Source organism: Fusibacter sp. A1 (assembly GCF_004125825.1).
GTDB lineage: Bacteria > Bacillota > Clostridia > Peptostreptococcales > Acidaminobacteraceae > QQWI01.
The window spans coordinates 265,710-291,982 of record NZ_QQWI01000006.1 but is presented as its reverse complement, the minus strand read 5'-3'; the positions used below and the strand labels follow the sequence as shown (position 1 = coordinate 291,982).

Below are 26,273 nucleotides of genomic sequence, written 5' to 3'. Positions count from 1 at the left end.
CATGCGCGTTAAAAACGAAAGAAAGATACCGCTTAAAAGCAATTTTGGAATCAAACTACTATTGGGATGGATACTATCGCTATTCATTCCGATCGTAGTTCTGTTTTTTGTGACTTTTGCTCATTATGGCGATGGGATTTTTAAAATATTTACAGGAGATATCGATATCTGGCAGATGCGAGGGTATATGACGACGGAGCAAATAGCAAGGGACATCAACATCTGGAGTCTCGATTCTCCTATTTATCAGGAGCATGATCAGCTCAACGAGCTCCTTTCTTCCTATATGAGACAGAAAAACCCCTTCTACATGTTTTTTGTCGAACGAAAAGGTGATCAATTTGCACCTTTTTTACCGCTTAGTGCAGAAATACAGGAAGACATCGAAACGAAGTTTGCAGGAATCAATGCGGATTCGCTACCGGGTTTTATGGAAAGGAATATCCTGACCAATGAGCTTTTGCTTGAAAAAACAGGTTATGTGATGTACAAGCAACTTGATTTTTATTATGAGGACGGTGAAGAGGGATCGATCTACTTCTTTTTGAAATATACAGATCTGCCTGCCGCCCTGATGACCTTTATCAGGGAGAATCTCATTCGTATCATTTTCACGCTTCTGATACTTCATGCGGTGATGTCTTTTATTTTTATCAAAAGGATGACAAAGCCGATCAATGAGATATTGGATACTGTCGGGAGCTATAGCGACCATGATTTCAAACCAAGATTGAGTGAAGAGGTGAAAGAGCCGATCTTCATGCTGATCAATTCGGCGATCAACGACATGGCAGGTTCGCTTCAAGCGAATCAGGAAAATGAGATAAAGATCGAGGAGATGCGAAAAGAGTTTCTCGCCCAGATCACACATGATACGAAAACCCCTCTTGCTTCGATTAGGGCGCATGCCGAAGCGATTAGGGACAACCTGCTTGATACCGATGAGAAAAGAACGAAATATGGCGACAACATCCTAAAGAAAGTTCACTCCATCGACAATATGATCAATGAACTCAGCTTGTATTCCGACCTAGAAATCGGGATCGACCAATATGCGTTCTCAAAAGTCGATCTGGACTATTATCTTCTGGACATATTAGAGGAGCTCACTTTCGACTACAGCAAGGAGCAGCTTGATATCGAGTACATGCGACCGATGGTGAAACGTATCTATGTGAATCTGGATGTGGAACGTTTCAACCGTGTGGTCGTCAATGTGATAAAAAATAGCGTGAAGTACTCCGGTAGGGAGCGTACCCATGTCGCAGTCTCGATTGAAAGGGTAGGCGACAGGGTCAGAATGATGTTTAGGGATAACGGATTCGGAAGCGATGAACCTGAGATCGGCAGTCTTTTCAAATCCTTTAAACGGGGTGACAAATCTAGAAATCCCAACCAAGGCGGATCGGGACTAGGGCTTGCCATCGCCCAATCGATCGTACTCAAGCATCAGGGAAGCATCTGGGCTGAGAGTGAATATGGCAAGTATTTCATGATAGCTATCGAGTTACCCATAGAAGGAGATACGAGTGAAGAAAATATTAATCATTGAAGATGATCAGACAATTGGAGAGGTTGAACGCGACTATCTGGAAATGGCTGGTTTTGAAGTGACACTCGCTCCTAATGGAAAAGTGGGTCTGACGATCGCGCTTGCGGAAAAGTTCGATCTGTATATTCTGGATGTGATGCTTCCGGAAATCGATGGAATCACCATCGCAAAAAAAATACGTGAAAGCAAGGATACACCGATCATCATGGTCACGGCAAAGTCGAAGGAGTCGGATACCATTCGAGGATTTTCGATTGGAATCGACGACTATGTGACAAAACCCTTCAGTCCTGCCGAGCTTGTCGCAAGGACCAAGGCGCATATCCAAAGATACGAGACGCTTAAAAGAATTTCGAAAGAGGATGATCATGATCGTATTGAAATTAGAGGACTTCTGATCAACCTCGATCACAGGCAGGTCTTTATGAACGGGGAAACAATAGAACTTACTCCAAAGGAGTATGATCTGCTTACCTTGCTTGCAAGTGCGCCAAATAAGGTTTTTGCAAAAGAAGAAATCTTTCAGAAAGTCTGGGGCCTCGATTCCGACCATGATATTCCGACAATCACCGTACATATCCGAAAAATAAGAGAAAAGCTGGAGTTCGATGCTTCAAATCCAGAATACATCCACACTGTCTGGGGTGTGGGTTACAAGATGGTCAAATAGAATAGCGGTCAAACATGAAAATAGCGCCTAAACATTAGGCGCTATTGCTATTTGAGTTGCTTTCTTCGGGAATAGTTCATGAGAAGGATGCAAGCCATGAAGACAAGGATACCCATGACAAAACCATATGGACTGCCAAAGACATCGAGAGGCTGATCCAGAAAACTTCTTAGGGGTTCGTTGTTCACTCCGATCAACAGGCTCAGCAGCCCAATCGGCACGATGAATGGAAACAGGATGTACAGTCTTTTTAGACCTTGCCACTGCTCTCTTGCAGCCTTTTTCATCACGATCATCAGCCATGGGAAAAACAGATAGGCGATAAGAGCGTACGTGAGTGTGATTCCGACATCGAGAGTTTCAGTTTTAAAATGGTCCATACTGAAGTTGCCTACGCGTACGACCTTGTAGATTTTTATCATCAGAAGGTAACCGACAAATAGTAGTGAGCTATAGGAAAACCAGTATAGGGGTATGGGATCGCCGCCGGCTGCCGTGATGAAATCTTCCATAAAGGATTCAAGGTCGCCGCCTGTAACCTCTTCAACCGTACGGTTCTGTAAAGCCGCATGTTCGAAAATCTCAAGAATCATCGCAGTGGTTTCCTGTTTCATGGTTCTGGTCATCGAACTGAGACCGATCAGTTCATTTGCGTCCATGAAAGCGTTTGAAAAGCCATCGGGCAGGCTGTCGATCCTACGCTCGATTTTCTTTATCGTTACAAAAGCGATTCCGACAGCAAGAATGGCGAGCATGATGACCACGCTCATCAGAAACCAGAGCCCGGATGTCATTTCAGGGCCGATTGCGATAAAAACGACCGCCTGAGCAATCAATAGGACTGCCAGTCCCACAGTCATGAATAGTTTATATCTTCCAGTTCTCATCATCTTAAGCACCACCTTTTAGTATCGTAGTCACAACACCAGAGATCTCCTGCCATTCTCTTTTGAAACTGTCTAGAAATCCTAATCCCTTGTCAGTGATATAAAAATATTTTCTTCTTGGTCCCAAAGGGGACTCTTTAGACTTACTTGTCACCAAATCTTTGTTTTGAAGCCTTATCAGTACAGGATATACGCTACCTTCGTTCAAATCTGCAAACCCGGACCTATTGAGATTTTCCGTAATCTCATAGCCATAGGTCTCACCATGTGAAATGATCTCGAGAATACATCCTTCAAGCAAGCCCTTCAACATCTGCGAGCGACTAGCCATCCTATCACCTCCACTACTAAACAATATAGAGTAGTCTTTGGTTATATCATACACCTACTACTCTATAATGTCAAGTAGTAGAAATATAATTGAATCAGATATCCAAAAGCTGGGTATGTATTCAGATAAGTTTAGAAAAAAGCTAATGGCTTACGGGGAGGTTTGCTATGAAGATCAAGTATAAGATCTCGACAAAAATCATGTTATCAATCATTCTGGTCAATCTCATTATCCTAGGAACGATTTCAGGTACAGTCGTCTACCTGCTTAATGAGAATGTAGGAAACGAGGCAAAGGAGTTTGCCACGACGATCGTCAGATCGAATGTCAATGAATTCGAACAGGCGTTCTCAAATATCGAGTCCGCTGTTTCGGTGATAGCAAGTGAGATTATCGCCGATGTGAATGTCAGCATGGCGATGGGGGACAAACAGTACCTTCAGGACTACAAAAAAGAACTTGCCAAAAGACTAAAAAAAGTCGGAGAAGGGACCGGTTTGACTAAATCCGTGTATGTCTACTTCAACGTCGAGAAGTTCGGCCAGGAAGTGGACATATGGATGCTCGATAACGGTTCGAACGTTTTTGAACTTCAAGATTCATTCGGCGTTGACTATTACAAGGACTATAACTCCTGGTATAGCGACCCTATCGATAGCCAGTTGACGCTTTGGACATTCCCTTATGTTTCAGAAGCTGGCGGAATCATCACTTCCTATGTTAAACCAATTATCGTCAACGGCGAATCCATAGGTCTTGCAGGGATGGACCTTTATCTGGATGATATCGCCCTAAAGCTCGGAAGCGTTGAACTCTTTGAAAGCGGATATCTCTACCTGATGCATCCTGATGGACGAACCATGGTGCATAAGGATTTGGCTTTTGAAGAAAACATACTGGATACGGGTGATTATCAACTTTTGCTGGATGAAATGAACAGTAAGGAGACTGGCTTCACGCATTATGAAGACGGAAGCGGAACCGATATACTGTCGGCATATTCTCACCTGGACAATGGATGGATCGTTGCTTCTGCCGTGCCTGAAAAAGAGGTGCTGAGTATCGTTAGAAGCATCATCAACGTACTTTTAATCGTTCTTGTATTCGGAGTGGTCATTTCGGTGATTGTCTCTCAAGTCATTGGTAAGAGAATCACTAAACCGATCAACCAGATCGTAGAAGCAACTGAAAAAATCAAGAATGGTGATTTTACTACCCTAGTCGAAGTGAAAACAAATGATGAGACAAAACTGCTTGCGATAAGTCTTAACGGAATGTCAGAAGCGGTTAGGTCACTGATCAAAGAGGCTCAGCATGTCGCATCGGATATGGTGGATGCCGCGAGTAACTTGGCTTCCATGTCAGAAGAGACCAATGCGACAGTGGACCAGGTTGCACTGACCATACAGGAAATTGCAAAAGGGACTCAGGATACCGCTGAAAATGCCGAACTTGGAGCGGAAGTCGCAGGTGAAATCAATGAAAAGTTCGTCACCTTGATGGATAACTCGACGAGTATGAAAAAGAACGCCGAATACGCCATGGAGGTCAATAAATCAGGCCTTGTCGCCATTGATGACTTAAGAGAAAAGTCAGATGCGAACAACGCATCCAACAATAAGGTCAAAGAAGCGGTTTACAATCTAGACAAAAAAGCAAATGCGATCACAGACATCATCGCGACGATCACTTCTATTTCCGAACAGACCAATTTGCTGGCCCTAAACGCGTCCATCGAGGCTGCAAGAGCTGGGGAAGCCGGTCGGGGATTCGCAGTCGTCGCTGAGGAAATCAGAAAGCTAGCTGAAAGCTCCAGTCAGTCTGCCGACGAAATCCGAACCATCATCAGTGCGATTCAAAATGAAAGTAAGGAAACTGTTTCTGTGATGAATGAAGTAGCCAAGATCAATGAACAGCAAAACGAGTCCCTGACAAACGTGAATGATTCATTCGACAAAATATTCGGTTCGGTCGAAAGTATATCTGCCCAAATCGAAGTAGTGACCAAGGAGCTTGATGAGCTGTTTATCAGCAAAAACAAATTGATTGAGGGTGTAAACAATATTTCAGCGGTATCAGAAGAGACTGCCGCAGCCACTGAAGAAGTGGAACATTCGATGGATGAGCAGACCAAAGCTGTGGAGGAGGTCGCTAAGAATGCCGAGCGCCTAAACTCATTGTCTGCTGAACTCAATGATAAGATAAAAATCTTCACCGTATAGTTTTAAATAAGAAGACTGATGTCCACAAGCCCCCTGCTAAGGGGACAACATGTAGACATCAGTCTTTTAGATTGTAATCGAAAGGTTGTTTAAATCCGCAAGCTCGTTCACTAGGGCGAAAATGAAGGTACACGCAAGGTTCGCTGTCACGTTGTCCTGATCGAATCGCGGGGAGACCTCGGCCACATCGAATGCGATCAATCGATCTGTACGGATAACAAACTTGATCAAGTCGAGAATGATCTCTGGATGGATGCCTAGGGGTTGTGCAGAGCTTACTCCCGGGGCATACGCAGAGGCGATGACATCGGTGCATAGGGTCAGATAGATATGTTTGCTCTTACGGGCGAACTTTATGATTTTTTCTTGCGTATCGCTAAAATTGCCATGTATGATGTCTCGAGCATAGGTGAACTCCGCACCCAGCGCCTTAGCTGTTTTCAATAAGTCGATCGTGTTGCCACGCTTTTGAAGACCCAGACACAGGTACTTGAAAGTCTCTCCGCTGGCTTGGTTCATATCGGCGATCTGTCTGAACATGGTTCCGGAGGAGGCTGTCTCGTGGTAGGGCCTCATGTCCAGATGCGCATCCAGATTGATGATTCCCAAATCGGAATACTTTCTCCTAAGTCCTTTGTAATGGCCAAGCGCGAGCTCGTGGCCGCCACCTAAGACAATAGGGAAGATGCCGAGATCAAGCATGACACCCACGTGATCAGCGAGTTCCTGTTGAAGTGATTCGAGTGACTGGTTAAATGCTTGAATGCTTCCGCAATCATAAAGCTGAAGTTCCTGCGAGAACAGACATGGTAAGTTGGATAACTCTTTCTTAATCATTTTTGGACCAAGGGCTGCGCCGACACGTCCTTTATTCAGCTTTATGCCCTTATCGCATTCAAATCCGATAAATCCTATTTTGAGTGCAGCCGGCTGTTCCGGTGCAGCAGTTAAATCGAGTGCCTTGACACATTGATGCCACCTAAAGGCATCGTAATTTGTAGTGCTGTCCATTCGACCGCTCCAGTCGGATAGGCTTGGTTTGACATACGTCATAAGTTCATCTCCTATCAAGTGTTGATTTTCAACTATAGTATATCAGAGATTTGATGGGCTGTATCCCTACAAAGCGCAAAAGACCATGATTCAAATTTGTCATTTTGGATATATAGTTTTTAAGAGGGCAGGTTGAAGGAGTGTGAGAATTATGAAAAAATCACAGTGGAAATTATGGACGCTGATCGCAATCGCGGTTTTCTTACTCACAGCGTGTAAGAGTGAGGTAAGCAGCATTGACAAGAACGATACGCAGTCAGAAAAAATGGCGAAAGAAGCTGAAACTGAAGCAGTTGCCAAGACCGAAGTACTAAAGGATTCGGAAACATCCGATGAACCCGGCGTGTCAGGAATAGAGTTCGAAAGTGTACTCGGGGGTTCGGCCATGGCGGACAATTATTACTATGAACTTGTAATGGACAACATGGGGCAAACAGTGAGTATGAAATACTGGGCGATCGGGCGCAGCTATAAGACTGAAACGATGGGCATGATTACTTTCGTGAACGAAGAAACCGGTAAGATGGGCATCTATACTGAGGAAACCAATTCTGTCATGCTTATGGATTATCAGGACACAGGTGAGATGATAAATCCATTCACCTATATCGCAAGTCTCGATAAATCCACTTTTTCTCAGATCCGTTACAAGGGTGAGGAAACACTGGATGACAAGGAGGTCCTGGTTTTCGAATACAGCGGTCCTGAATTTTCTGCGACCTATTACGTATGGAAGGAGTATGGACTCATTATCAAAATGGAATCGAAAGTTGGTGATGTCAAGACGATGTTCTACTTCAAAGACCTTGCCTTCGGTAGGGTGAAAGAAGAAGACATCACTTATCCTGAGGACGCGCAAGTAACTGATTTGAGTAATTGACAGGTGCGATGCTTATCACTACAATAGAAGTATTGTAAAAGGAGATCGCAGATGGCATTGATCATGGGACTGGATTTAGGAATTTTGGAGATTTTTAAAAATTTTCACCAATATGAACCGCTAAACGACCTTGTGATTGCTATCACTTCACTTGGAAACGGCGGATTGATATGGATGCTGATCTGTGGAGTGTTGCTTATCGATAAGAAGACAAGGAGTGCGGGATTTCTTGCCCTGTTCGCACTTATTCTATCGACTCTAGTTGGAGAAGTCACACTGAAGCATTGTTTTTTGAGACCCAGACCCTTTATCACCCACACCGATATCGTACCGCTTATTTATCCTAAGGGGATCTATTCATTCCCATCAGGTCATACGACATCGTCATTCGCAGTGGCTGGAGTGTTGTCATATATGCTTTCTAGACATAGGACGGTTATTTGGGTCCTGGCATGTTTGATTTCACTCTCTCGAGTGTACTTGCTTGTCCATTATCCGACAGACATCATTTTTGGAGCTGTTATTGGTGGCCTATGCTCAATTCTCACAATCAAGCTCTACAATCGGTTGAATCGTTCGTTATCTAATAAGTAGGAGGAGTAGAAGATGCCACAAAGTGCATTTCATGATTTTCAGGTCGAACAGGCCAAGGCGTGCTTCAATCTTGTTTGGGAATATATCGATAAGGAAGATCGCACAGAAGACGACAACATAAATATGATTCATGCAGCTCATGCCTCACGGTTTTTATGGGGCAAGGTTGGGGAACCGGTCAACCTTGAAAGAGGTGAATGGCAGGTATCAAAAGTATATGCGATTTTAGGTATGGGTGAACAGGCACTGTTACATGCGAGCGCCTGCTTGAAAATCTGTGAGCTATACACAATCAAAGACTGGGATATTGTTTTTGCATATATGGCGATTGCAGAAGCACATAAGGTACTGGGGAATACTTCCGATTATGAATCCTTTAAAAAGAGAGCGACAGAACTTGTCGCTGGAATCAAAGATCCTAAAGACAAGGAATATACTCTTAATGAACTAGATCAACTTTAGTCACAACATGCGTCCATTCAATTGATGGTCGCATTTTTTTACATTTAGGTACATTTCTATCTCGTTAATGAAACTCTAATGTTCGCTTAATGAAACAAAAGTTAGATAATGTTAAAATCAAGTAGAGGTGATTGTGATGAAGATAGAAGAGCTTGTGAATCATGCACAGGAGTCCTGGTGGAACAGTGGATTGACCTACCCGTGCTTCGACTCAGCCTATGATAAAAAGAACGATAAGAAATTGATGGACCTGAAAACCGAGCTGCTTAAGTACCTTACGGAATATCATCCGGCAGCTGAAAAAAGCGCCGAGTTTGATCAGATCATGTTGTCGTGCAAGGAGTTCATGATTGAAACCATGGGAATAAGCAGATGGGCTGCGGAGCACCTGTTCGACGAAGACTATTTGGAATGTTCGCGGTCCTTTATCAGACGGGCAAGAGAAACTGCTCCTGAACTGGATGTAAACGGCATATTTCAAGCGCTCAGAAATGTCTGGACGATGAACAGCATGCAGCTTTATATGAATAGACGAGTGGAACTGACGAATTCGATGTTCGCATATAGCATGTTGTATCCTCTTACAGACAACTATCTGGATAGTCCTAATAGAACCAAAACTGAAAAGTATGAGTTCAATCTTAGATTCAGAGAAAAGATCAGAACCGGCTCCGCGGAATACCATACGAATGAGGAAAAAAGAATTTTCGATATGATCGATATGATTACAGGCGATTACGACCGCACCGCATACCCACATGTGACAACCGCCTTATTGGCGATACTGGATGGACAGGGCTTGAGCATCAGTCAGCAGGATGTCAAAGGACCGTATTCGGTGGATCTACTGAAGATAAGCATTTATAAGGGTGGGGCGTCTGTACTCGCAGATGCTTACCTGGTGCGGGGAGACCTTACAGACGAAGAGGCCGTCTTTTCTTTTTACTATGGTGTTCTCCTTCAACTGGCCGATGACTTACAAGATATGTCAGAAGACAAGAAAAGCAAACACAGTACGATCTTCAATGTCCAAAACCATAAGATTGACGAAAGCGTGTTCAAATATCTGAATATGATCGACCGGTTCTTTCATGAGATCATGATCGTGAAAACGGATCATCAGAAGGCGTTAAAGGAAATCATGTCTCGAAGTTTGAATCTTCTGGTGTATACATCGCTGATGAACAATAAGAGGTATCTTTCCAGATCACTATACCGAAAAATCAAAAAAGCAAATATGTTCTCAGGTAGGACCTATAAAAAAGTTGAAAGGACCTTTAATCGACAACTGAAAAAACTAGTGGCAGCCGGTATCGAATAGATACCGGTGTTCTTTTTTTGTAGTAGTTTCACCTAGGGAAATAGCGATGAATTTGGCCTAACGAGAATAACTATCAATAAAATGGGTATACATAATTACAGATGATCAATGAAGAGGAGATGACAAAATGAGAAAATATCTAGCTGTTTTTCTGGCAAGTTGCTTATTGCTTGTAACGCTAATGGTTCCTGGCTATGCGGCATCCAATCAAGCCACAAACAGGCTGATCGTCATTTTTGAAGAGCATGCCCAGATGTCTCAGGCGATGGAAGCCCTTACTAGAGCAGGTCTTAGAGTAGAATCTTTCGACATACTTGACGGTTTTGTGGTTCATGCGAATCAAAGGGCGGTCATCGAAATCACTAAAGGTAAGGGAATTAAAAGCATTGAAGTGGATAGAATCGTAAATGCCCTGCCAAAACCAGATAAACCAGGTAAACCTGGTGGTGAAGATCCTCCAGCAGAACCGCCAAGCAGTCAAGTGATTGATTGGGGCGTACTTGCTGTCGGAGCCCAAGAGGCATGGGCTGACTCTACCGGCAGCGGTGTCAAAGTCGCAGTGATCGATACCGGTATCGATAAGAACCATCCAGACCTAAAAGTAGTTGGCGGTATCACCTATATGAGTCGTGGAACTTATGATGACGATAATGGACATGGTACACATGTGGCAGGTATCATCGCAGCGAAGGACAACGATCTAGGAGTTGTCGGTGTTGCTTATGATGCCGAGTTGTATGCGGTCAAAGCTCTTAATAAGAGAGGATCAGGCTATCTATCTGATATTGTCAGAGGCGTAGAATGGTCTATCTTAAACCATATGGATGTCATCAACATGAGCTTAGGTACCAACTATGATTACGGTGCACTTGCTGATGTTCTTACACGTGCTGAAAATGCAGGCATAATCACTGTCGCTGCCGCAGGCAATGATGGAAGTGAGGTCGATTTTCCTGGAGCTTACGATTCGACGATCGCTGTAGGTGCGATCAATGAATCTCAGAACCTAGCCTACTTCTCATCGTTTGGTCCTGAAGTGGATGTCGTAGGTCCTGGCGTAGCCATTTATTCGACCTATAAAGACGGCGTTTATGCGACAATGAGCGGAACATCAATGTCTTCGCCACATATCGCGGGCTTAGCGACACTTTACAAACAGGTAAACCCGGCAGCCACCCTATCCGATTTTAGAGAAGCATTGACCCTTAGCTCATTGGATTTAGGCGATCCCGGATATGATGAGTATTACGGCTATGGCCTACCTGATGCAGCGGAATTATTGAACCATTAGAAATTACGAAAGACTCAGAACAGTCAACTGAACTGTTCTGAGTCTTTTTTTATAAAATGGAATATTGAACGATCAGAGAAGTCGAAGCCAACACGATCCAGCAGATCAGTCCTAAAAGAATTGGTTTCCAACCATTTTTGATGAGTTTCACCAAATGTGTGTTAAGTCCGATTGCGACCATTGCCATGACAATCGAAAACTTACCCACCTGAACCAGTGATCCGGTCAGAGCCTCAGGAACCGGTAGGAATGTGTTTACCACAGATGCCGCGATAAAGCCGATGACAAACCACGGGAAAACGGATGCGAACTTAAAATCGCCAGATGTCTTCGCTGCCTCTTTTGATGTCTTCACCGCAAGAAAAAGCGTTATCGGCACAATCATCAAGGTTCTAGTTAGTTTAACAATAACTGCGAGGTTCCCTGCCTCATCGCTAAAGGAATAACCCGCTGCGACCACAGAGGACGTATCATTGACAGCCGTTCCCGCCCAAATCCCGAAGACGTAGTCGCTCATACCGAACAAATGGCCGATGAGAGGAAAAACGAATGCCGCGATCACATTGAACAAGAAGATCGTGGAGATGGCTCTAGCCACCTCTTCGTCATCGGCATTGATGATGGGCGCTGTAGCGGCGATAGCAGATCCGCCGCAGATCGTTGTTCCAACTGCGATAAGTGTTTTTGTATTGCTATCAAGACCAAGTTTTTTTCCGATGAAGAATGCCGTGAAAAGGGTTGTGGTCATAGTGAAAAGCATAAGAATCAATGTCGTTTGACCGACTTTAAATACATTAAACAGATTCATGTTGAAGCCTAAAAAGATGATCGCGTATTTGAGTATCTTCTTGGAAGAATACTTGATACCTAGCTCATAATGCATGGGTCTTCGCCAAAAGGCGATGAGCATTCCGAATAAGATGCCCAGGACCGGGCTGCCGATGATCGGTACTTGTTTACCCAAAATCCACGCGGGTATGGCTATGAGTAGTGTGAGCAGTAGTCCTGGAAGATACTTTTTTAATCTAGTAAACATGTTCAGCTCCCTTTGATTGAATCTCTACTCAAATGAGCTCGATATCGGCATGTAAAGATTTTAGTTTATCGATAAAATGGATATGTCCGCGCAGTAGGTGCTCGATACCTCCAACGTGACTGATGTCATCGATTGCCAGAGCAGCCATGATGAGCGATACGACACATCGGATATCACCACCTGAAACAGTCGCTCCGGTTAGATGAGGCACATTGTGTATATAGATCTTGTTGCCATTCTTTTCGATGTCGGCACCCATTTTTCGAAGCTCCTCCACATGAGCGAAGCGTTCTTCAAAAACGGTATCTTTTATGGTCGAAGTACCTGGGCAAACGAGTGCGAATGAAGTGCAAATGGCTTGTAAATCAGTTGCCAAACCAGGATATGGCTGAGTTTCGACGTGGAAGGGTTTTATGGGTTTTGACGCGTCGATATGGATATTGTCATCAATGACCTCGATGTTCATGCCTACTGACTGCAAGGTATGGATGAGAGGTCTATTATGTTCTGGAATACTTCCAGAAACGATGCCTTTACCACCTGTCATAGCAAAACACATGATCAGGGCGCCAGCTTCAAGTCTATCCGGTATGATTTCATGGTTGACGCTTTCGAGGGTCGACACACCTTCAATGATGATCCGATTGGTTCCGCCACCACGAATGTCAGCACCCATTTTGCTTAAAAGTGTAATCAAGTCGACAATTTCGGGTTCTTTCGCGGCATTGGTGATGGTTGTTCGACCGGAAGCTGTGATAGCCATAAAGATCGCATTAATCGTCGCACCCACACTTGGGTAACGAAGGAAGATATCTTTTCCTGTCAGTTTGCTGATGTCCATCGATGCTTTCACAAATCCGCCTTCGATAGCAATGCTGGCACCGAAGCTCTTGATGACATCGATGTGAATGTCTATCGGGCGATCGCCGATCTTATCTCCACCAGGTAAAGGAAGGGTGATGCTGCCGTATTGTGACAGCAGGGCCCCTAAAAAGGCAATCGATGCTCTTGTTTTTGACGCGTATTGATCGGAGATGTTCGTATGCTCCACCTCGCCGTAGATTTTTATGGCGCCGTCCTTTATGGTGAAGTTCATGCCGATTTCTTTAAGTGTAAGCAGGGTCATCTGAATATCTGTGATAAGCGGAATGTTTTCGAGTGTCATCCAACCTTCTCGTATGTAAGTAGCGGCAACAAGCGCATATAGGCTTGAGTTTTTAGCACCGTCCGGTTTTACCTCGCCGTAAAGCGGTTTTCCGCCGGTTATACGTAATGAAGTAGCTTCATCCAAAGTCAATTCATGCTTAAATTGTTTCTCCATGGTTTGCTCCTAACTTTATCACTAAAAACGACATCAGCAGTTGATTTTATCATGTAAATGATGATGTAAAAGGATTGCTTGAAAATCTCTTCTTTGCTATGTAAAACACCCCTGATACAAGCACTTTTTAAGAATATCACGAAAAAGCAGGAAGGGTCAAATAAAATGCTTTTGCAGGGTCGTTATTTCGAGGATTGAAATAGCGCAATAGAAAAGGCCATCCAATCGCTTATTAGGATCGGTATGGCCTAAAAAAATGCTACTTGTAATTGAAATACGCGTTGATCACCTTTTCAGGCGAAACCCTTTTTTTATAGTCGACTTCGATCCAGCGCTTGATGACTACACCCTTGCTGTCGACAAGATAGGTAGCCGGAACAGGAAGTTCGTGCTCACGATTGCCTTGCGAATGACTAAGCTGTATGCCACCCAGCCTGTAGATGATTCTCAACATAAGCGGTAATTTAAAAGTGAGTCCGAGTGATTTTGAAAGCTGATTTCCCTCGTCTGTCGTGACCTTGAACTGAAGTTCTGGGTTCGATGAAATCAATTCATTTTCTGTCGGCTTTTCTGGAGAAATCGCAACCATGTTTATAGGTCTTGACTGCAGTTTCAAAAGATCGTCAAAATGCATCAATGTGAAATTGCAGTAAGGGCACCAACTACCCCTGTAAAAGGAAAGTATGGTAGGTTTGTCATCAATTAAATTGAAAAGAGTCGTTTTACTTCCATCGTGTAAGGTAAGTTCGGAATCAGGGAACTTGTTCCCGACTCGTATGGACTGATTGACAAGCTGGGTACGTTTCAACTGCTCAATCTGAAAATACATGTATCGGTTCAGTATCTTTGGAATCTTTTTCTCGGTTTCTTCTTTTACGGTTTGTAGACTTTTTAAAAATGCCATATGGCCTCCTAGATAGTTTACTATTAATCCTTATAATCATTTGTTCCGGTATGATCCGACTTGACATTTGATATACTGAAACTAATTCAATGTTCTGTTAATGAGACTCAGCCTTATTATAACCCATATAAGCAAACCGTGCGCAAATGAATTTTAAAGTCAGGAGAACGAGATGGAAAAAATCAGTCAGTACCTGGATGATCAGGGAAGAGTTAAGATCTGGCCCTCAAAACAAGCGAAGAAAAAAGCGGTCTTACGCTATCTGTCTTCAAAATTCGACTTTGACAAAGACTACAGTGAAAAGAAGGTCAATGAACTTATTGTCCAGTGGCACACCTTTGGTGACTACTTCTTACTGCGAAGGGGATTAATTGAACTTCGCCTGCTTCAGAGGACAAAAAACGGTGCTGAATACTGGAGGATCAAGGAAGGGTTTGAATCACCTGCAATCAAAAGATTACATAAGTCCCTAGAGGACGATAAGGATAAAGCGGTCGATGAATTTTGGAAGATGGCAGAAAAGCATAAGGGTCATTTCATCGATCCGATTGAATACGATGAAAACTATTGCATTTTGACGATGGTCTTTAGGGGAGACGATTCTGTAAAGACCGTGTCGATTTTTGGAGAGCTTTTCGGACAGGACACAGAAGAAAACCTGTTTAGCCAAATTGAAGGAACCGATGTGTTTTATAAGTCCTATGTGGTAGCAAGAAACACAAGATCGCTTTATGTCTATCTTGTCAACGAAGACCCTGAAGCGGAATGGGAGGACGTGGATGTGAGACTTGACCCACTCATGGACCATACTGTGACATGCACGGACGATGAACTGTTTCCAGAGGAATTTGCGGTACTGTTCAAACAGGAATCCATGTTGGAGCTTCCAGAGTTCAAACTCCCCTCTGAAGCGACAAGAAGCACGCATTCCTTCAGTGTGAAAGAGAAAGCCCTGTCGCATCCGCTTTTACAAGGGGACAGACGGATGTGGTACTGTGAACCGCTGGCTGGTCCTTCAGACAAGCTCCTTGTATTTCTTGACGGGTATGAATATTTTTATGAAACGAAAGCCTTGAACATCATCGACTCACTGGTGAAAAACAATGAAATCCCAAGTGTGAACGTCCTGTTTATCGACAACAGAAAGGATCGGATGACGAATCTGATCTTTGACAAGGACTTTATGGCCGCCGTGACCGATGAACTGGCTAAGTACGACCCTGCTCATGTCGTGCTGGTGGGGTTTAGCCTAGGTGGACTGATGGCAAGCTTCATGGCGCTTGAGAACCCCGAGACCTTCAAGTATGTCCTAGCCCAGTCGAGCGCTTACTACTGGGAACCTGGGGAGAACGTGGATAAGCAGTCGCAACTGGTCAAGCGTTTCAGAAACGAACCGCTCGAAGGCGTTGATTTTCATATCAGTATCGGTAGGCTCGAATCAAAAATAGCAGACCACCATCAGGCAAATCTCGAGATGGTCCAAGTACTGAAAAACAAGGATATTCCGGTATGCTTTGAGGAGCATGTGGGCGGACACACCTTTTTTGACGCCGCACTGAGCTTGGGGAACGGGCTTAAGTATCTACTGAAATAGGAACATGAAATTGGACTTTGTCTACTTCCTGAGAGGCTCGATGTCGAGCCTCTTTTTCTATTGACAGGGACTGGAAAAAATATTATGATAAGCTCGTCCAATAAAATTGGACGACGGTGTAATTACAGTCGAATAAATGGGGGAACAACGATGTATAAAGATTTAAAAGCGCTAGGCTCGCATAAGGCGTATAGGAATATGCTGATCGCAAGGACCATATCAAGATTTGGAGACAGTATCGACGTAGTCGCGTTTTCATGGCTCGTTTATGAGATCACAGGATCTGCCGCCCTTTTGGGAGTCGTCTACATACTCAATATACTACCCAACCTGATACTGAGTCCCTTTATCGGACCGCTGGTCAATTATTTGCCCACCAAGCCGCTGCTTGTGATAGGGGACGCCTTGAGGGGAGTGTTTGTCATCATCATCGCGGCGCTTTACATGACGGGTTTGCTTGAGCCATGGCATCTATACCTATTGACCTTGTTGACATCCACAGTAGAGGTGTTCGCGATGGCGGCAAAAGGCGCTATCTTCCAGTTGACCCTTCCGGACGAACTCTATATGAAAGCGAATTCAATTGGAAATTCCATTGTTCAAACCGCTCAGCTGATCGGCTTCGCCCTTGCTGGCGGGGTTGTCGCCATACTTGGAGTTGAAGTGGCCTTCCTGATCGATGCTGCGACATTTTTGATTTCAGCGCTGATGATCCTGGTCACGCTGCTTCCAAACAGACCGATCAGGAAATTTGAAAACGGAGATTATCTGGAAAGCCTGAAGTCGGGTTACCGCTTTATTCTGAATGACAAAACGCTCGTTTCCATCTTAGGGCTGTGCCTGGTATTCAACTTTCTGATCACACCGATAAACGCGCTACTTCCTGTGTATGTGAAAGAAACCTTGAGCGCTACGGCTTCCGCAATTGGAATCCTATCCGTCGCCATTACCGTGGGATCCTTGCTTGGCGGTCTCGTGGTCAATCACTTTGGAGAACGGTACACGCCGTATCAGTGCCTGATCGTCCCGCTCGTAGGAGTGGGTGTCTTGTACGCAGGGCTCTCGCTGCCCCTTGTGGTCCACTTTCTACCGGCTGTGCTGATCGCCTCGCTGTCTTTCTTTGTGATCGGGCTCATGCTTCCATTTGTGAATGTGCTCCTTAGCACCTATATGATGAAGCGGACTCCAAATGAAATCATCGCACATGTGGGGGGCCTTGTGGGTATGGTCGTGATGGTGTCCAATCCCATCGGAGCAGGTTTTTTTGGTTTGATATCCGATAAGATGAACATTGGAACACTTTTCGTTTATAATGGAATAGCGATGGTCGCCTTCACACTTTTATTTGCGACCTTTAAGACGATAAGAAAACTAAATGCTTATGCGTCTATCAATGACATTCCGGGTATCAAGCAAAACGAGGCGGCATAAGCTGAAATTTTGGCATGATCTTGACCTGTTTACGGGAAGGAACCTTTCATGAAGACACTGGTGATAGATACGAGAAAAAAATATAAGATATTCTATGATCCTCTCAGGCAGGGCATTCTGAAAACCATGAAGAAGATCGGTAGGCCGTGTACTGTCAAAGATGTGTCGGATACCATGGAGATTTCTCATTCAAAGGTACACTACCATATGCGCAAACTGCTCGAAATCGGAGCGGTGGGCCTAGATCATGAAGAGGCCATGGGCAATATCACCGCCGTCTATTACGACCTGGATTATGAATCGGTCAACATCATGGCAGATCCCGACGAGCATATTACCAATGCGCAGCTGATGGACGATATGCTCGACAAGTTGAAAAAAGACAGCGATGAGAATTTCATGTCACTTGCACAAAGCTATCATGAAACGCTAAGAAGACTGGACAGCAAGGAAAAGGTGTTCGGTATCCACTTCTTCAATGATGACATCTATTTGGACTTTGAAGAGCGTATGGAACTGCAAAAAATGGTGAGTGATTACGTGAGTAGCCACTCCAAAAAACCGGATCAGATGAAGGGAAAAACAAAGACCAGAGTCTATATGAACATGTACGACCTCGAAATCCACGACAAATGAAACCTCGCAAGGGGTTTTTGTTTTTAAGTGGTATAATAAGGTAGAAATAGAGGAGGACGATAGGATGGAATCGTATTACAAGCATCCGCCGGTCATCGAACTACAGCGGTACCGGTTGAGAACACTTGAGTTGAAAGACTCAAAGAAGATTTGCGAGGTTTATTCTGAGGAAGGACTGGCGTTTCAGCCGATGGATCCCTTAAAGAGTGAAGAAGAGGGAAAGGCCTATATTGAGACATGTAGGAAAAGGCAGCTGGATGGAAAAATGCTCCGCTGGGCGATTGTCGATGAGAAAGATGACATGATAGGTGTTTTCTCAATGAACGGGTATGATAAACGTCACAGGGCCATATCCTTTGGAGCCATGCTGAGTAAGGTTTACTGGAAAAAAGGAATCATGACGGAGGTGATGCAAGGTGTGATCGCTTTTCTGACGAAAGAAACAAACATCAGAAGGATCGAGGTGAGCATCAATCCTAAAAACTCGGCTTCGCTGAATCTAGCGAAAAGGGTCGGCTTTACTGAAGAAGGTATAAAAAGAGATGCGATTTACATAAAAGAAAGCGGTAGGTACGAAGACCGGGTTGTGATGTCCTATCTGCTTGAGAGAGAAAGCCTGTAAGGTGTTCGTAGAAGCAATAAGCGATATGGAATCATTTTTCGGAGGATCAGATGAGACAAGTAAAAACGGTAATTCAAGTAAGGTCCAAGGGTCATCAGACCATGATCGATGTGACAAGGGAAGTGGGTGTGGCGCTGCAGGAAAGCGGAATTAGAAATGGGATGCTTGTGCTCTTTGTGCCCCACACCACAGCTGCTGTCACGATTAATGAAAACGCAGACCCTCATGTGGTGAGGGACATGCTGGCAGGACTAGAAAAAGTTTTTCCCGAAAAAGGAGATTACAGGCACTATGAGGGCAATTCCCATGCCCACCTTAAATCGTCCTGTATCGGTGTCGACCAGACCGTGCTTGTTGAAAACGGATTGATGCTTTTAGGCACATGGCAAGGCATCTATTTCTGTGAGTTTGACGGTCCCCGAACCAGGGAACTAGTGATCAAGGTGATGGGCGATTGAATAGAGCCCCTTGATGTGATAAAAATTCAACTAGGAAAAAGAAGTATTCAAGGTTATAATGAATTGTAATCATTACAATTTTATAGGAGGAACAAAATGATCCAATGGTTTGAGCAATTTGGACCTGTACAGCAGGCTCTAATAGGAACGTTATTTACATGGGGCGTCACAGCCCTTGGCGCAGGACTCGTATTTTTCTTTAAATCGATCAACAAGACAGTTTTAAACGGTATGTTGGGTTTTGCTGCGGGCGTGATGATCGCCGCAAGCTTCTGGTCCCTGTTGGCACCGGCAATCAGCATGGCGGAAGACTTGGGACAGATCGCATTTTTGACAGCGGCGATCGGATTCTTAAGTGGGGGGGCGTTCCTGTACCTTGTGGACAAGCTACTTCCTCACCTTCATATGGGACTTGATACGTCACAGGCTGAGGGTGTTAAAACCAATTGGCAACGAAGTGTGCTCTTGGTGCTTGCCATCACACTGCATAATATTCCAGAAGGCCTGGCGGTCGGTGTCGCCTTTGGCGCAGTTGCTGCCGGTATCGGTGGAACGGCGACGCTTGCTGGAGCCATAGCCCTAGCGATCGGTATCGGTCTTCAAAACTTTCCAGAAGGTGCTGCCGTATCCATACCTCTAAGACGTGAAGGATTTAGTAGAACAAAGGCTTTCATGTACGGTCAGGCATCTGGTATCGTAGAACCTATCGCCGGTGTGCTTGGCGCGTATGCGGTTGTCAAAATGCAGCCGATTCTACCTTATGCTTTGGCATTTGCAGCAGGTGCCATGATCTATGTAGTGGTGGAAGAACTGATTCCAGAAGCCCAAAGGGAAGAAGGCGGGTCAAAAACTGATATCGCCACAATCGGATGCATGATCGGTTTTACCGTGATGATGGTCTTGGATGTGGCCTTAGGTTAGGAGTACTTTCTTCAATTGACAGGGGGCTGGCAAAATTATAGGATAAACATATCCCATAATTTTGAGAAACGGTGGTCAAAATGCAAAAAGAGTTATATAAGCTTGAAGACATCATAGACGTCAATCAGTTTCAGCAAGTGCAGAACGACATTTCACGAGCCACGGACATGGCGGTAGTCACCGTGGATTACAAAGGGGTGCCCTTTACAGCGCACAGCTATAGCAGCGCGCATTGTCAAGCAGTCAGATCGGACGACAAGTATAGGGACCTTTGTCAAAAGTGTGATTCCAGAGGTGGTCTCGAGGCTGCGAGGATTCAAAAGCCGTACATTTATATTTGCCATAGGGGCCTTGTGGACCTGGCGGTTCCAATTATCGCAAACGGCCAGTATATCGGGGCGATCATGGCCGGTCAAGTCAGGTTGTCGGATGAAAGTAGTGTCAACTCCCTTGAACGCATCGTCAGTGGTAAAGCAAGTGTAGCTGAAGTCGCCTTAGAAGAGCGGTTGTCTACACTGTACGAGGCGCTGCCGGTCATGACACTTGAGAAAGTGGAGGCGATCGCCGCGATGTTGTCGCATATCGCCAGGTACAATGTTGAGAGTGCGATAATGAAATCGGTACACCCCGGCGTAATCAGCAAGACACAGTCAAGTAAACAGGTCGTTCAGTCGGAGCATACTCCCCTGAGTGACGAGCTTTTGCAGACCCACTTCAATGTCGACTTCTTAAAACCTGCGCTTGTGTTCTTGGAGCAACATACAGGCGATCACGTATATGCCGAGGAAATGGCTACACTTTGCAATGTAAGCTTAAGCTATTTCAGCAAGTCCTTCAATAGAGTGACAGGTATGAGCTTTTCAGCTTACCAGAACAAGTTGAAAATACAGAGGGCTGAAGACCTCTTGAAGGAAAGTCAGCTAGGGGTCAGTCAGATCGCGGATACACTGGCGTATGACAATTCGAGCTACTTTATTAAACTATTTAAAAGGCAGACGGGTGTGACACCGACTCAGTATAGAAAAAGCTATCATCTGAAGAAGGTGCTAGACCATCAAAATTCTATGAAATAAAACAATTCAGCACAATGTGCTGTTTTTTTTTATTTGAATTATCAGAAAATTTTCACTTTGTGCTATGTTTATGGCAGTTTTGGACTGGTTTGTCCGATGCTTTTGAGTTTGCATGAAGTTATAATGGTGACAAGCAAACGATTTCATGGAGCTAAAAGGAGAATATGATGAAAAGAATACTGATCGCACCATCACGCTATCAACAAGGAAAAGACATGTTGCACGAACTAGGTGCAGCCATTGAAACTTATGGAACCAAGGCGCTGATCGTCGCTTCAGACGACGACCTTAAAAGGATGGATAACGAATTAAATGCCGCTAAAGCCAAGCAGAAGTTCGATGCTGTCTACGGCAACTTTGGTGGCGAATGCACCCATATCGAGATCAAACGATTGAGAGAAGTCGCTAAGGAAGAAGCCTGTGATGTGATCATCGGTCTTGGCGGAGGTAAGGCGCTGGATACGGCAAAAGCGATCAGCCACTTTGAGAAACTGCCAGTGATCGTCATTCCAACCATCGCCTCAACAGATGCGCCGTGCAGCAGTCTTGCCGTCATCTACACTGAAAACGGCGAGTTCGACGAGTACATGTTCTTTACGAAGAACCCGGATCTGGTCTTGGTGGATTCTTCGGTTATCGCCAAAGCTCCTGTTCGGTTCCTGGTTGCAGGCATGGGCGACGCCTTATCGACTTACTTTGAAGCGAGAGCTTGTGAAAAGTCATTCGCTGACAATATTCCAGGTGGAAAAAGCACGAAAGCCGCAGTAGCGATTGCAACACTTTGTTATGAGACACTGCTTGAAGATTCTACAAAAGCAAAAGCCGCCTGTGAAGGCAATGTGGTGACTACGGCGCTTGAAAACATAATAGAGGCGAACATACTCTTAAGTGGACTGGGTTTTGAAAGCAGCGGACTAGCCGCTGCACATGCGGTTCATAACGGACTTACAGCGATCGAAGAGACACATCACTACTACCATGGAGAAAAAGTCGCTTTCGGTGTTCTTGTCCAGCTGGTTCTTGAAAACGCAAGCTCTGAGGAACTGGAACGAGTGATAAGCTACAATAGGTCAGTCGGACTACCGACCACACTTAAGGATCTTGGAATCAGCGAAGTGACACCGGAAAAAGTGAAGGCGATTGCAAAGCTCGCCTGCGCCGAAGGTGAGACGATTTACAACATGCCATTCAAAGTAACTGAAGAAGATGTCTGTGCTGCGATTGTCTCTGCCGATAACCTGGGAGGTATGTAATGAAAAAGATCATCAATACGCCTGAATCCTTAGTGGTGGAGATGTGTGAGGGCATGGCGCTCGCACATCCCGATCGACTTGTATTTCACAGTAACAGTAAATCGATGGTAAGAAAAGACCTCAACAAGGATAAGGTGACACTGATTTGTGGAGGCGGAAGCGGTCATGAGCCTGCCCATGCGGGCTTTGTCGGTAGGGGTATGCTTGATGCGGCGGTTTGTGGCGATGTTTTCGCATCACCGTCTACAATTCAAGTGTATAAGGCCATTAAACATACGGCGTCGTCAAAAGGGACTCTGCTGATTGTCAAGAACTATTCGGGTGACTGCATGAACTTTGATGCGGCGGCTGAAATGGCCGTTGAAGATGATGATTTACTTGTCGAAAGCGTCTATGTCAATGATGATGTGGCGGTTCAGGACAGCCTTTATACAGTGGGCAGACGAGGTGTCGCAGGAACCGTTTTTGTTCAAAAGATCGCAGGTGCCGCCGCAGAAGCCGGACTTGACCTGACGGCTGTAAAAGAAGTAGCGCTTAAGACGATTGAAAATGTAAGGAGCATAGGCTTTGCCCTGACTTCTTGCACGGTGCCTGCAAAGGGCACACCTACATTCACACTTTCAGACGATGAGATGGAGTTTGGTGTGGGAATCCACGGCGAGCCCGGTATCGCAAGAGAGAAGGTGCTTACCTCGGATGAGATCGCAGTCAAGATGGTAGATAGAATACTTGAGGATATGCCAGTGGAATCAGGCGGCGAAATCGCCCTTATGATCAACGGACTTGGAGCTACGCCGCTACAAGAGCTATATGTGCTCAACCGTTCTGTCAGAAATGTTTTGAAGGAGCATGGAATCGCGGTTGTAAACAGCTATGTAGGCAATTATATGACGGCGATAGATATGGCTGGAGCATCGGTTACGATACTCAGACTAGATGAAAGACTCAAGGCTTATCTGAACGAATCAGCTGATACGATTGCTTTTAAATAAGCTTGAAATTTAGCACATAAGAGAAGAAAGAGGGATACTATGGGTCAGTTGACAACAAAAAATATCAGAGAAATTGTAGCATACATGTCGGGTGTGATCATTCAAAACGAAGTCTACTTTTGTGAACTGGACTCCGTGGCAGGTGATGGCGATTTCGGGATGTCAATCGCCAAGGGATTTAAGGAATTGAACATTCAGTGGGAGACGCTTTCTGAGGAGTGCATAGGCACATTTTTAAAAGATTGTGGTATGATTATTACAGAACACTGCGGAGGCGCATCTGGTCCTATATGGGGATCTGCATTCAGGGGTGCCGGTAAGTTCGCGACAGGAAAGACGCAGCTAAGCGTTCAGGAGTTCGCACAGATGATGCAAAGCGCAGTAGATGCGATTCAAAAGCGTGGAAAAGCGGTACTTGGTGATAAAACTTTGCTGGATGCGTTGATTCCGACAGTCGAAGCCTTGAAAGAAAGCGCTCAGGCGGATACCGATGTGATGACAGCCTTATTGAACGGAGCCAAGGCGGCAGTTGAAGGCGCAGAAAAGACAAAAACGATGGTAGCATCAAGAGGTAGGGCGTCTTATGTCGGTGAGCGCAGTGTCGGGTTTCCCGATGCCGGTGCCATGGCGCTTGGAATCATCTTTACAAAAATAGCGGAGAATATCGAGGTGTAAGGTATGAGAACGGATTTTGAATTTGATTCGTTTAACGAAGTGAAGCTTGAGGGGCATAAATGGTATAGCGAGGACAGTCAGCCTCGCGCCATTATTGTATTGTCACATGGAATGGCGGAGTCGATTTTAAGATATGAGGCATTCGCGCAGTTTCTTGTAGATAATCAATTTGTAGTCTACGGGCATTCCCATAGAGGACATGGTCAACTTGCAGCCGCCGCTGGAAAACTCGGTTATATCGGTGAGGATGGTTGGAACAAGATGGTGGAAGACTTAAAGACAGTTGTCGATATGGCAGCCAAGGACTTCCCCGGCCTTCCTAAAGTCGTTTACGGGCACAGCATGGGTTCTTACGTCGCAAGAGCATTTTTGAAGAAGTACGAGCACGAAGCGGATGCCATCGTGTTTTCAGGTACCGGTTTTCCTTCAAAGATGGAACTGATCGGTGCTGGAACGATCGCTAAAATCGAATCGGTGTTCAATCTTAAGGACGAACCCTCAAAACGGTTGGACAAGCTTTCCTTCGGTAAGTTCAACGCACAAATTAAAGATCCGCGCACTCCCTTTGACTGGCTATCTACAGTGGAGGAAGAAGTGGATAAGTATATCGAGAACCCGCTGTGCGGTCAAATTCACCCAACTAGCTTTTTTGTGAATTTCATCGACGGGCTTTATCACCTGCTTTACAAAAATAAACCTGTGTTTAATGAACCACAGATTCCGGTACTGGTTTTATCCGGATCGAACGATCCTTGCGGTGAATGTGAGACAGGAGTCATGAAGACCGGTGAGTATTATAAAAATCTCGGTTTCGACACAGAGATTCTCCTTTATCCAAAGGGGCGGCATGAAATGCTCAACGAGGCCAATCGCGGAGAAGTCTATGAGGATGTCATCGCTTGGATCAATAGAAAAATCGAGATATAATCAAAGCTTACGGGGGGGAACATGGTTAAGAAAACGGTCAAAGCGGTACTTGTCATCCTACTTACATTCTTTGTGGCATGCGGTCTCTTTATAGGATATCTGACACTTGCCAATCAAGTGCATCAGCCCATTGAAGCACTCGAGGTGGTTCAAAGCAGTAAAACTGTACTTAGCCATGAGACCGGTTTTAAAGTGACCACCTTCAACATAGGTTATGGCGGTCTTGACAAGTCACAAAACTTTTTTGCAGACGGCGGCGTCAACAGCAGGTCCGATAGTCTTGAAAAGACCATGGACAATATGGATGCTTCAATGGAGTTCATGTCTGAGATACAATCTGATATTTATCTGATACAAGAAATCGACGTTAAAGCGTCGCGAAGCTATAACTTAAACGAGCTCGATTTACTTAAAAGGCGCTTTGATGATTACAGCAGTGTCTTCGCCTACAACTACAATGCCATCTGGGTTCCGGTGCCACTTATGTCGCCGATGGGACATGTGGACGCGGGTATGGGCATCTTTTCGAAGTACCTTATGGACGATGCCAAAAGGCACCAGCTTGAAGGACAGGAATCATGGCCGATGAAGCTTGTAGAGCTTGACAGATGTTTTATCGAAACCAACCTTCCGCTTGATAACGGCAAGAACCTTGTTGTAGTCAACCTGCACTTATCCGCATACGATGAAGGCGGACTTCTAAGAAATCAGCAGGTGGCACACCTTAAGAGGTACATCAACGAGCAGTACGAAGCTGGAAACTACGTGCTCTTGGGTGGGGATTGGAACCAGCTGATTTCGGATGTGCAGTTGAGCGATCCGGACTTTATGGCCAACTGGCCGACCTGGCTTGTTCAAATCAGCACTGAGCTGACGGAAACAGGGTTCAAATGGGGCGTGGATGATTCGGTGATGACGGTTAGAGACCTTGTCACGGATTATATCGCCGATGAGACCTTTGTCACAATCATCGACGGATTTTTGGTATCACCTAATCTTGAAATCGTCGATGTCAAAGGTCACGACCTTGGATTTGAGTTTAGCGACCATAATCCGGTGACGATCGAGCTGAGGTTCAACTGATAAAACCCAAAGTGGAAAAAACAATTTAAAAGATTATTACCTCCTTCAATATGCTAGACTTTAATTAGACTAGTAGATAGGAGG

Annotated in this window: 24 protein-coding genes and 1 pseudogene; 19 read left to right on the top strand and 6 right to left on the bottom strand. The window is 44.9% G+C overall.

Going from position 1 to position 26,273, the window contains the following annotated elements; translation table 11 throughout:
* Position 1: 1 nt before the first annotated feature.
* Positions 2-1,552: a cell wall metabolism sensor histidine kinase WalK gene (locus DWB64_RS10690; RefSeq protein WP_129488224.1), complete on the top strand. Its 1,551-nt coding sequence runs from the start codon at positions 2-4 to the stop codon at positions 1,550-1,552.
* Complete coding sequence (locus DWB64_RS10685; RefSeq protein ID WP_129488223.1) at positions 1,530-2,222, top strand: response regulator transcription factor; 693 nt, start codon at positions 1,530-1,532, stop codon at positions 2,220-2,222. The genes DWB64_RS10690 and DWB64_RS10685 overlap by 23 nt, the downstream gene beginning before the upstream one ends.
* A 47-nt stretch (positions 2,223-2,269) precedes the next feature.
* On the opposite strand, the gene DWB64_RS10680 is transcribed toward DWB64_RS10685, so the two are convergent.
* Positions 2,270-3,112 carry a DUF1048 domain-containing protein gene (locus DWB64_RS10680; RefSeq protein WP_129488222.1) on the bottom strand — a complete coding sequence of 281 codons (843 nt, stop codon included), beginning with the start codon at positions 3,110-3,112 and terminating at the stop codon, positions 2,270-2,272.
* Position 3,113: 1 nt separating this feature from the next.
* Positions 3,114-3,440 (bottom strand): PadR family transcriptional regulator, encoded by a 327-nt coding sequence (locus DWB64_RS10675; protein WP_129488221.1) that lies wholly within the window; start codon positions 3,438-3,440, stop codon positions 3,114-3,116.
* 167 nt (positions 3,441-3,607) lie between these two features.
* Here DWB64_RS10675 and DWB64_RS10670 point away from each other — a divergent pair, with 167 nt between their 5' ends.
* Positions 3,608-5,662 carry a methyl-accepting chemotaxis protein gene (locus DWB64_RS10670; RefSeq protein ID WP_129488220.1) on the top strand — a complete coding sequence of 685 codons (2,055 nt, stop codon included), beginning with the start codon at positions 3,608-3,610 and terminating at the stop codon, positions 5,660-5,662.
* 66 nt (positions 5,663-5,728) lie between these two features.
* On the opposite strand, the gene hutG is transcribed toward DWB64_RS10670, so the two are convergent.
* Positions 5,729-6,715, bottom strand: a complete 987-nt coding sequence (gene hutG, locus DWB64_RS10665) for a formimidoylglutamase (RefSeq protein WP_129488219.1) — start codon at positions 6,713-6,715, stop codon at positions 5,729-5,731.
* A 151-nt stretch (positions 6,716-6,866) separates the two neighbouring features.
* Between hutG and DWB64_RS10660 the strand changes: the two genes are divergently transcribed.
* The 5 genes from DWB64_RS10660 (at position 6,867) to DWB64_RS10640 (ending at position 11,263) form a co-directional block, all read left to right on the top strand.
* Positions 6,867-7,595 (top strand): hypothetical protein, encoded by a 729-nt coding sequence (locus DWB64_RS10660; protein WP_129488218.1) that lies wholly within the window; start codon positions 6,867-6,869, stop codon positions 7,593-7,595.
* A gap of 51 nt (positions 7,596-7,646) precedes the next feature.
* Positions 7,647-8,189 carry a phosphatase PAP2 family protein gene (locus DWB64_RS10655; protein ID WP_129488217.1) on the top strand — a complete coding sequence of 181 codons (543 nt, stop codon included), beginning with the start codon at positions 7,647-7,649 and terminating at the stop codon, positions 8,187-8,189.
* Between the two features lie 12 nt (positions 8,190-8,201).
* On the top strand, positions 8,202-8,651 hold the full coding sequence (locus DWB64_RS10650) for a hypothetical protein (protein WP_129488216.1): 450 nt from the start codon (positions 8,202-8,204) through the stop codon (positions 8,649-8,651).
* 133 nt (positions 8,652-8,784) lie between these two features.
* The gene (locus tag DWB64_RS10645) at positions 8,785-9,972 is read left to right on the top strand and encodes a class 1 isoprenoid biosynthesis enzyme (protein ID WP_129488215.1); all 1,188 of its coding nucleotides are present in this window, start codon (positions 8,785-8,787) and stop codon (positions 9,970-9,972) included.
* Positions 9,973-10,099: 127 nt separating this feature from the next.
* On the top strand, positions 10,100-11,263 hold the full coding sequence (locus tag DWB64_RS10640; RefSeq protein WP_129488214.1) for a S8 family peptidase: 1,164 nt from the start codon (positions 10,100-10,102) through the stop codon (positions 11,261-11,263).
* Between the two features lie 49 nt (positions 11,264-11,312).
* Here the strand turns inward: DWB64_RS10640 and DWB64_RS10635 are convergent, their stop codons facing one another.
* The 3 genes from DWB64_RS10635 to DWB64_RS10625 form a co-directional block, all read right to left on the bottom strand.
* Positions 11,313-12,299 carry a YeiH family protein gene (locus DWB64_RS10635; RefSeq protein ID WP_129488213.1) on the bottom strand — a complete coding sequence of 329 codons (987 nt, stop codon included), beginning with the start codon at positions 12,297-12,299 and terminating at the stop codon, positions 11,313-11,315.
* 28 nt (positions 12,300-12,327) lie between these two features.
* Positions 12,328-13,620, bottom strand: a complete 1,293-nt coding sequence (murA, locus tag DWB64_RS10630) for a UDP-N-acetylglucosamine 1-carboxyvinyltransferase (RefSeq protein WP_129488212.1) — start codon at positions 13,618-13,620, stop codon at positions 12,328-12,330.
* A gap of 259 nt (positions 13,621-13,879) precedes the next feature.
* Positions 13,880-14,524 (bottom strand): peroxiredoxin-like family protein, encoded by a 645-nt coding sequence (locus DWB64_RS10625; RefSeq protein WP_129488211.1) that lies wholly within the window; start codon positions 14,522-14,524, stop codon positions 13,880-13,882.
* A gap of 172 nt (positions 14,525-14,696) precedes the next feature.
* Here DWB64_RS10625 and DWB64_RS10620 point away from each other — a divergent pair, with 172 nt between their 5' ends.
* The 11 genes and pseudogenes from DWB64_RS10620 to DWB64_RS10570 all read left to right on the top strand — a co-directional run bounded on the left by DWB64_RS10620 (position 14,697) and on the right by DWB64_RS10570 (position 26,189).
* On the top strand, positions 14,697-16,118 hold the full coding sequence (locus DWB64_RS10620) for a DUF2087 domain-containing protein (protein ID WP_129488210.1): 1,422 nt from the start codon (positions 14,697-14,699) through the stop codon (positions 16,116-16,118).
* Between the two features lie 150 nt (positions 16,119-16,268).
* Positions 16,269-17,549, top strand: coding sequence for an MFS transporter (locus DWB64_RS10615; protein WP_164980355.1), 1,281 nt, complete (start codon positions 16,269-16,271; stop codon positions 17,547-17,549).
* A 48-nt stretch (positions 17,550-17,597) separates the two neighbouring features.
* Positions 17,598-18,185, top strand: a complete 588-nt coding sequence (locus DWB64_RS10610; RefSeq protein WP_129488208.1) for a helix-turn-helix domain-containing protein — start codon at positions 17,598-17,600, stop codon at positions 18,183-18,185.
* A gap of 64 nt (positions 18,186-18,249) precedes the next feature.
* A complete protein-coding gene (locus DWB64_RS10605) occupies positions 18,250-18,807 on the top strand; it encodes a GNAT family N-acetyltransferase (protein WP_129488207.1) in 558 nt (185 codons plus the stop codon).
* A gap of 50 nt (positions 18,808-18,857) precedes the next feature.
* Entirely contained in the window at positions 18,858-19,265 is a 408-nt protein-coding gene (locus tag DWB64_RS10600) for a secondary thiamine-phosphate synthase enzyme YjbQ (RefSeq protein WP_129488206.1), read from the top strand.
* A 96-nt stretch (positions 19,266-19,361) separates the two neighbouring features.
* Positions 19,362-20,186 (top strand): ZIP family metal transporter, encoded by an 825-nt coding sequence (locus DWB64_RS10595; RefSeq protein ID WP_129488205.1) that lies wholly within the window; start codon positions 19,362-19,364, stop codon positions 20,184-20,186.
* A gap of 80 nt (positions 20,187-20,266) precedes the next feature.
* On the top strand, positions 20,267-21,259 hold the full coding sequence (locus tag DWB64_RS10590) for a PocR ligand-binding domain-containing protein (RefSeq protein ID WP_129488204.1): 993 nt from the start codon (positions 20,267-20,269) through the stop codon (positions 21,257-21,259).
* A gap of 167 nt (positions 21,260-21,426) precedes the next feature.
* A complete protein-coding gene (locus tag DWB64_RS10585) occupies positions 21,427-22,512 on the top strand; it encodes a glycerol dehydrogenase (RefSeq protein ID WP_129488203.1) in 1,086 nt (361 codons plus the stop codon).
* A pseudogene (dhaK, locus tag DWB64_RS19575) lies at positions 22,512-24,179 on the top strand (dihydroxyacetone kinase subunit DhaK). Before DWB64_RS10585 ends, dhaK begins: the two are co-directional and overlap by 1 nt.
* A 3-nt stretch (positions 24,180-24,182) precedes the next feature.
* On the top strand, positions 24,183-25,106 hold the full coding sequence (locus tag DWB64_RS10575; protein WP_129488202.1) for an alpha/beta fold hydrolase: 924 nt from the start codon (positions 24,183-24,185) through the stop codon (positions 25,104-25,106).
* 21 nt (positions 25,107-25,127) lie between these two features.
* Positions 25,128-26,189, top strand: coding sequence for an endonuclease/exonuclease/phosphatase family protein (locus DWB64_RS10570; protein WP_129488201.1), 1,062 nt, complete (start codon positions 25,128-25,130; stop codon positions 26,187-26,189).
* Positions 26,190-26,273: the final 84 nt, after the last annotated feature.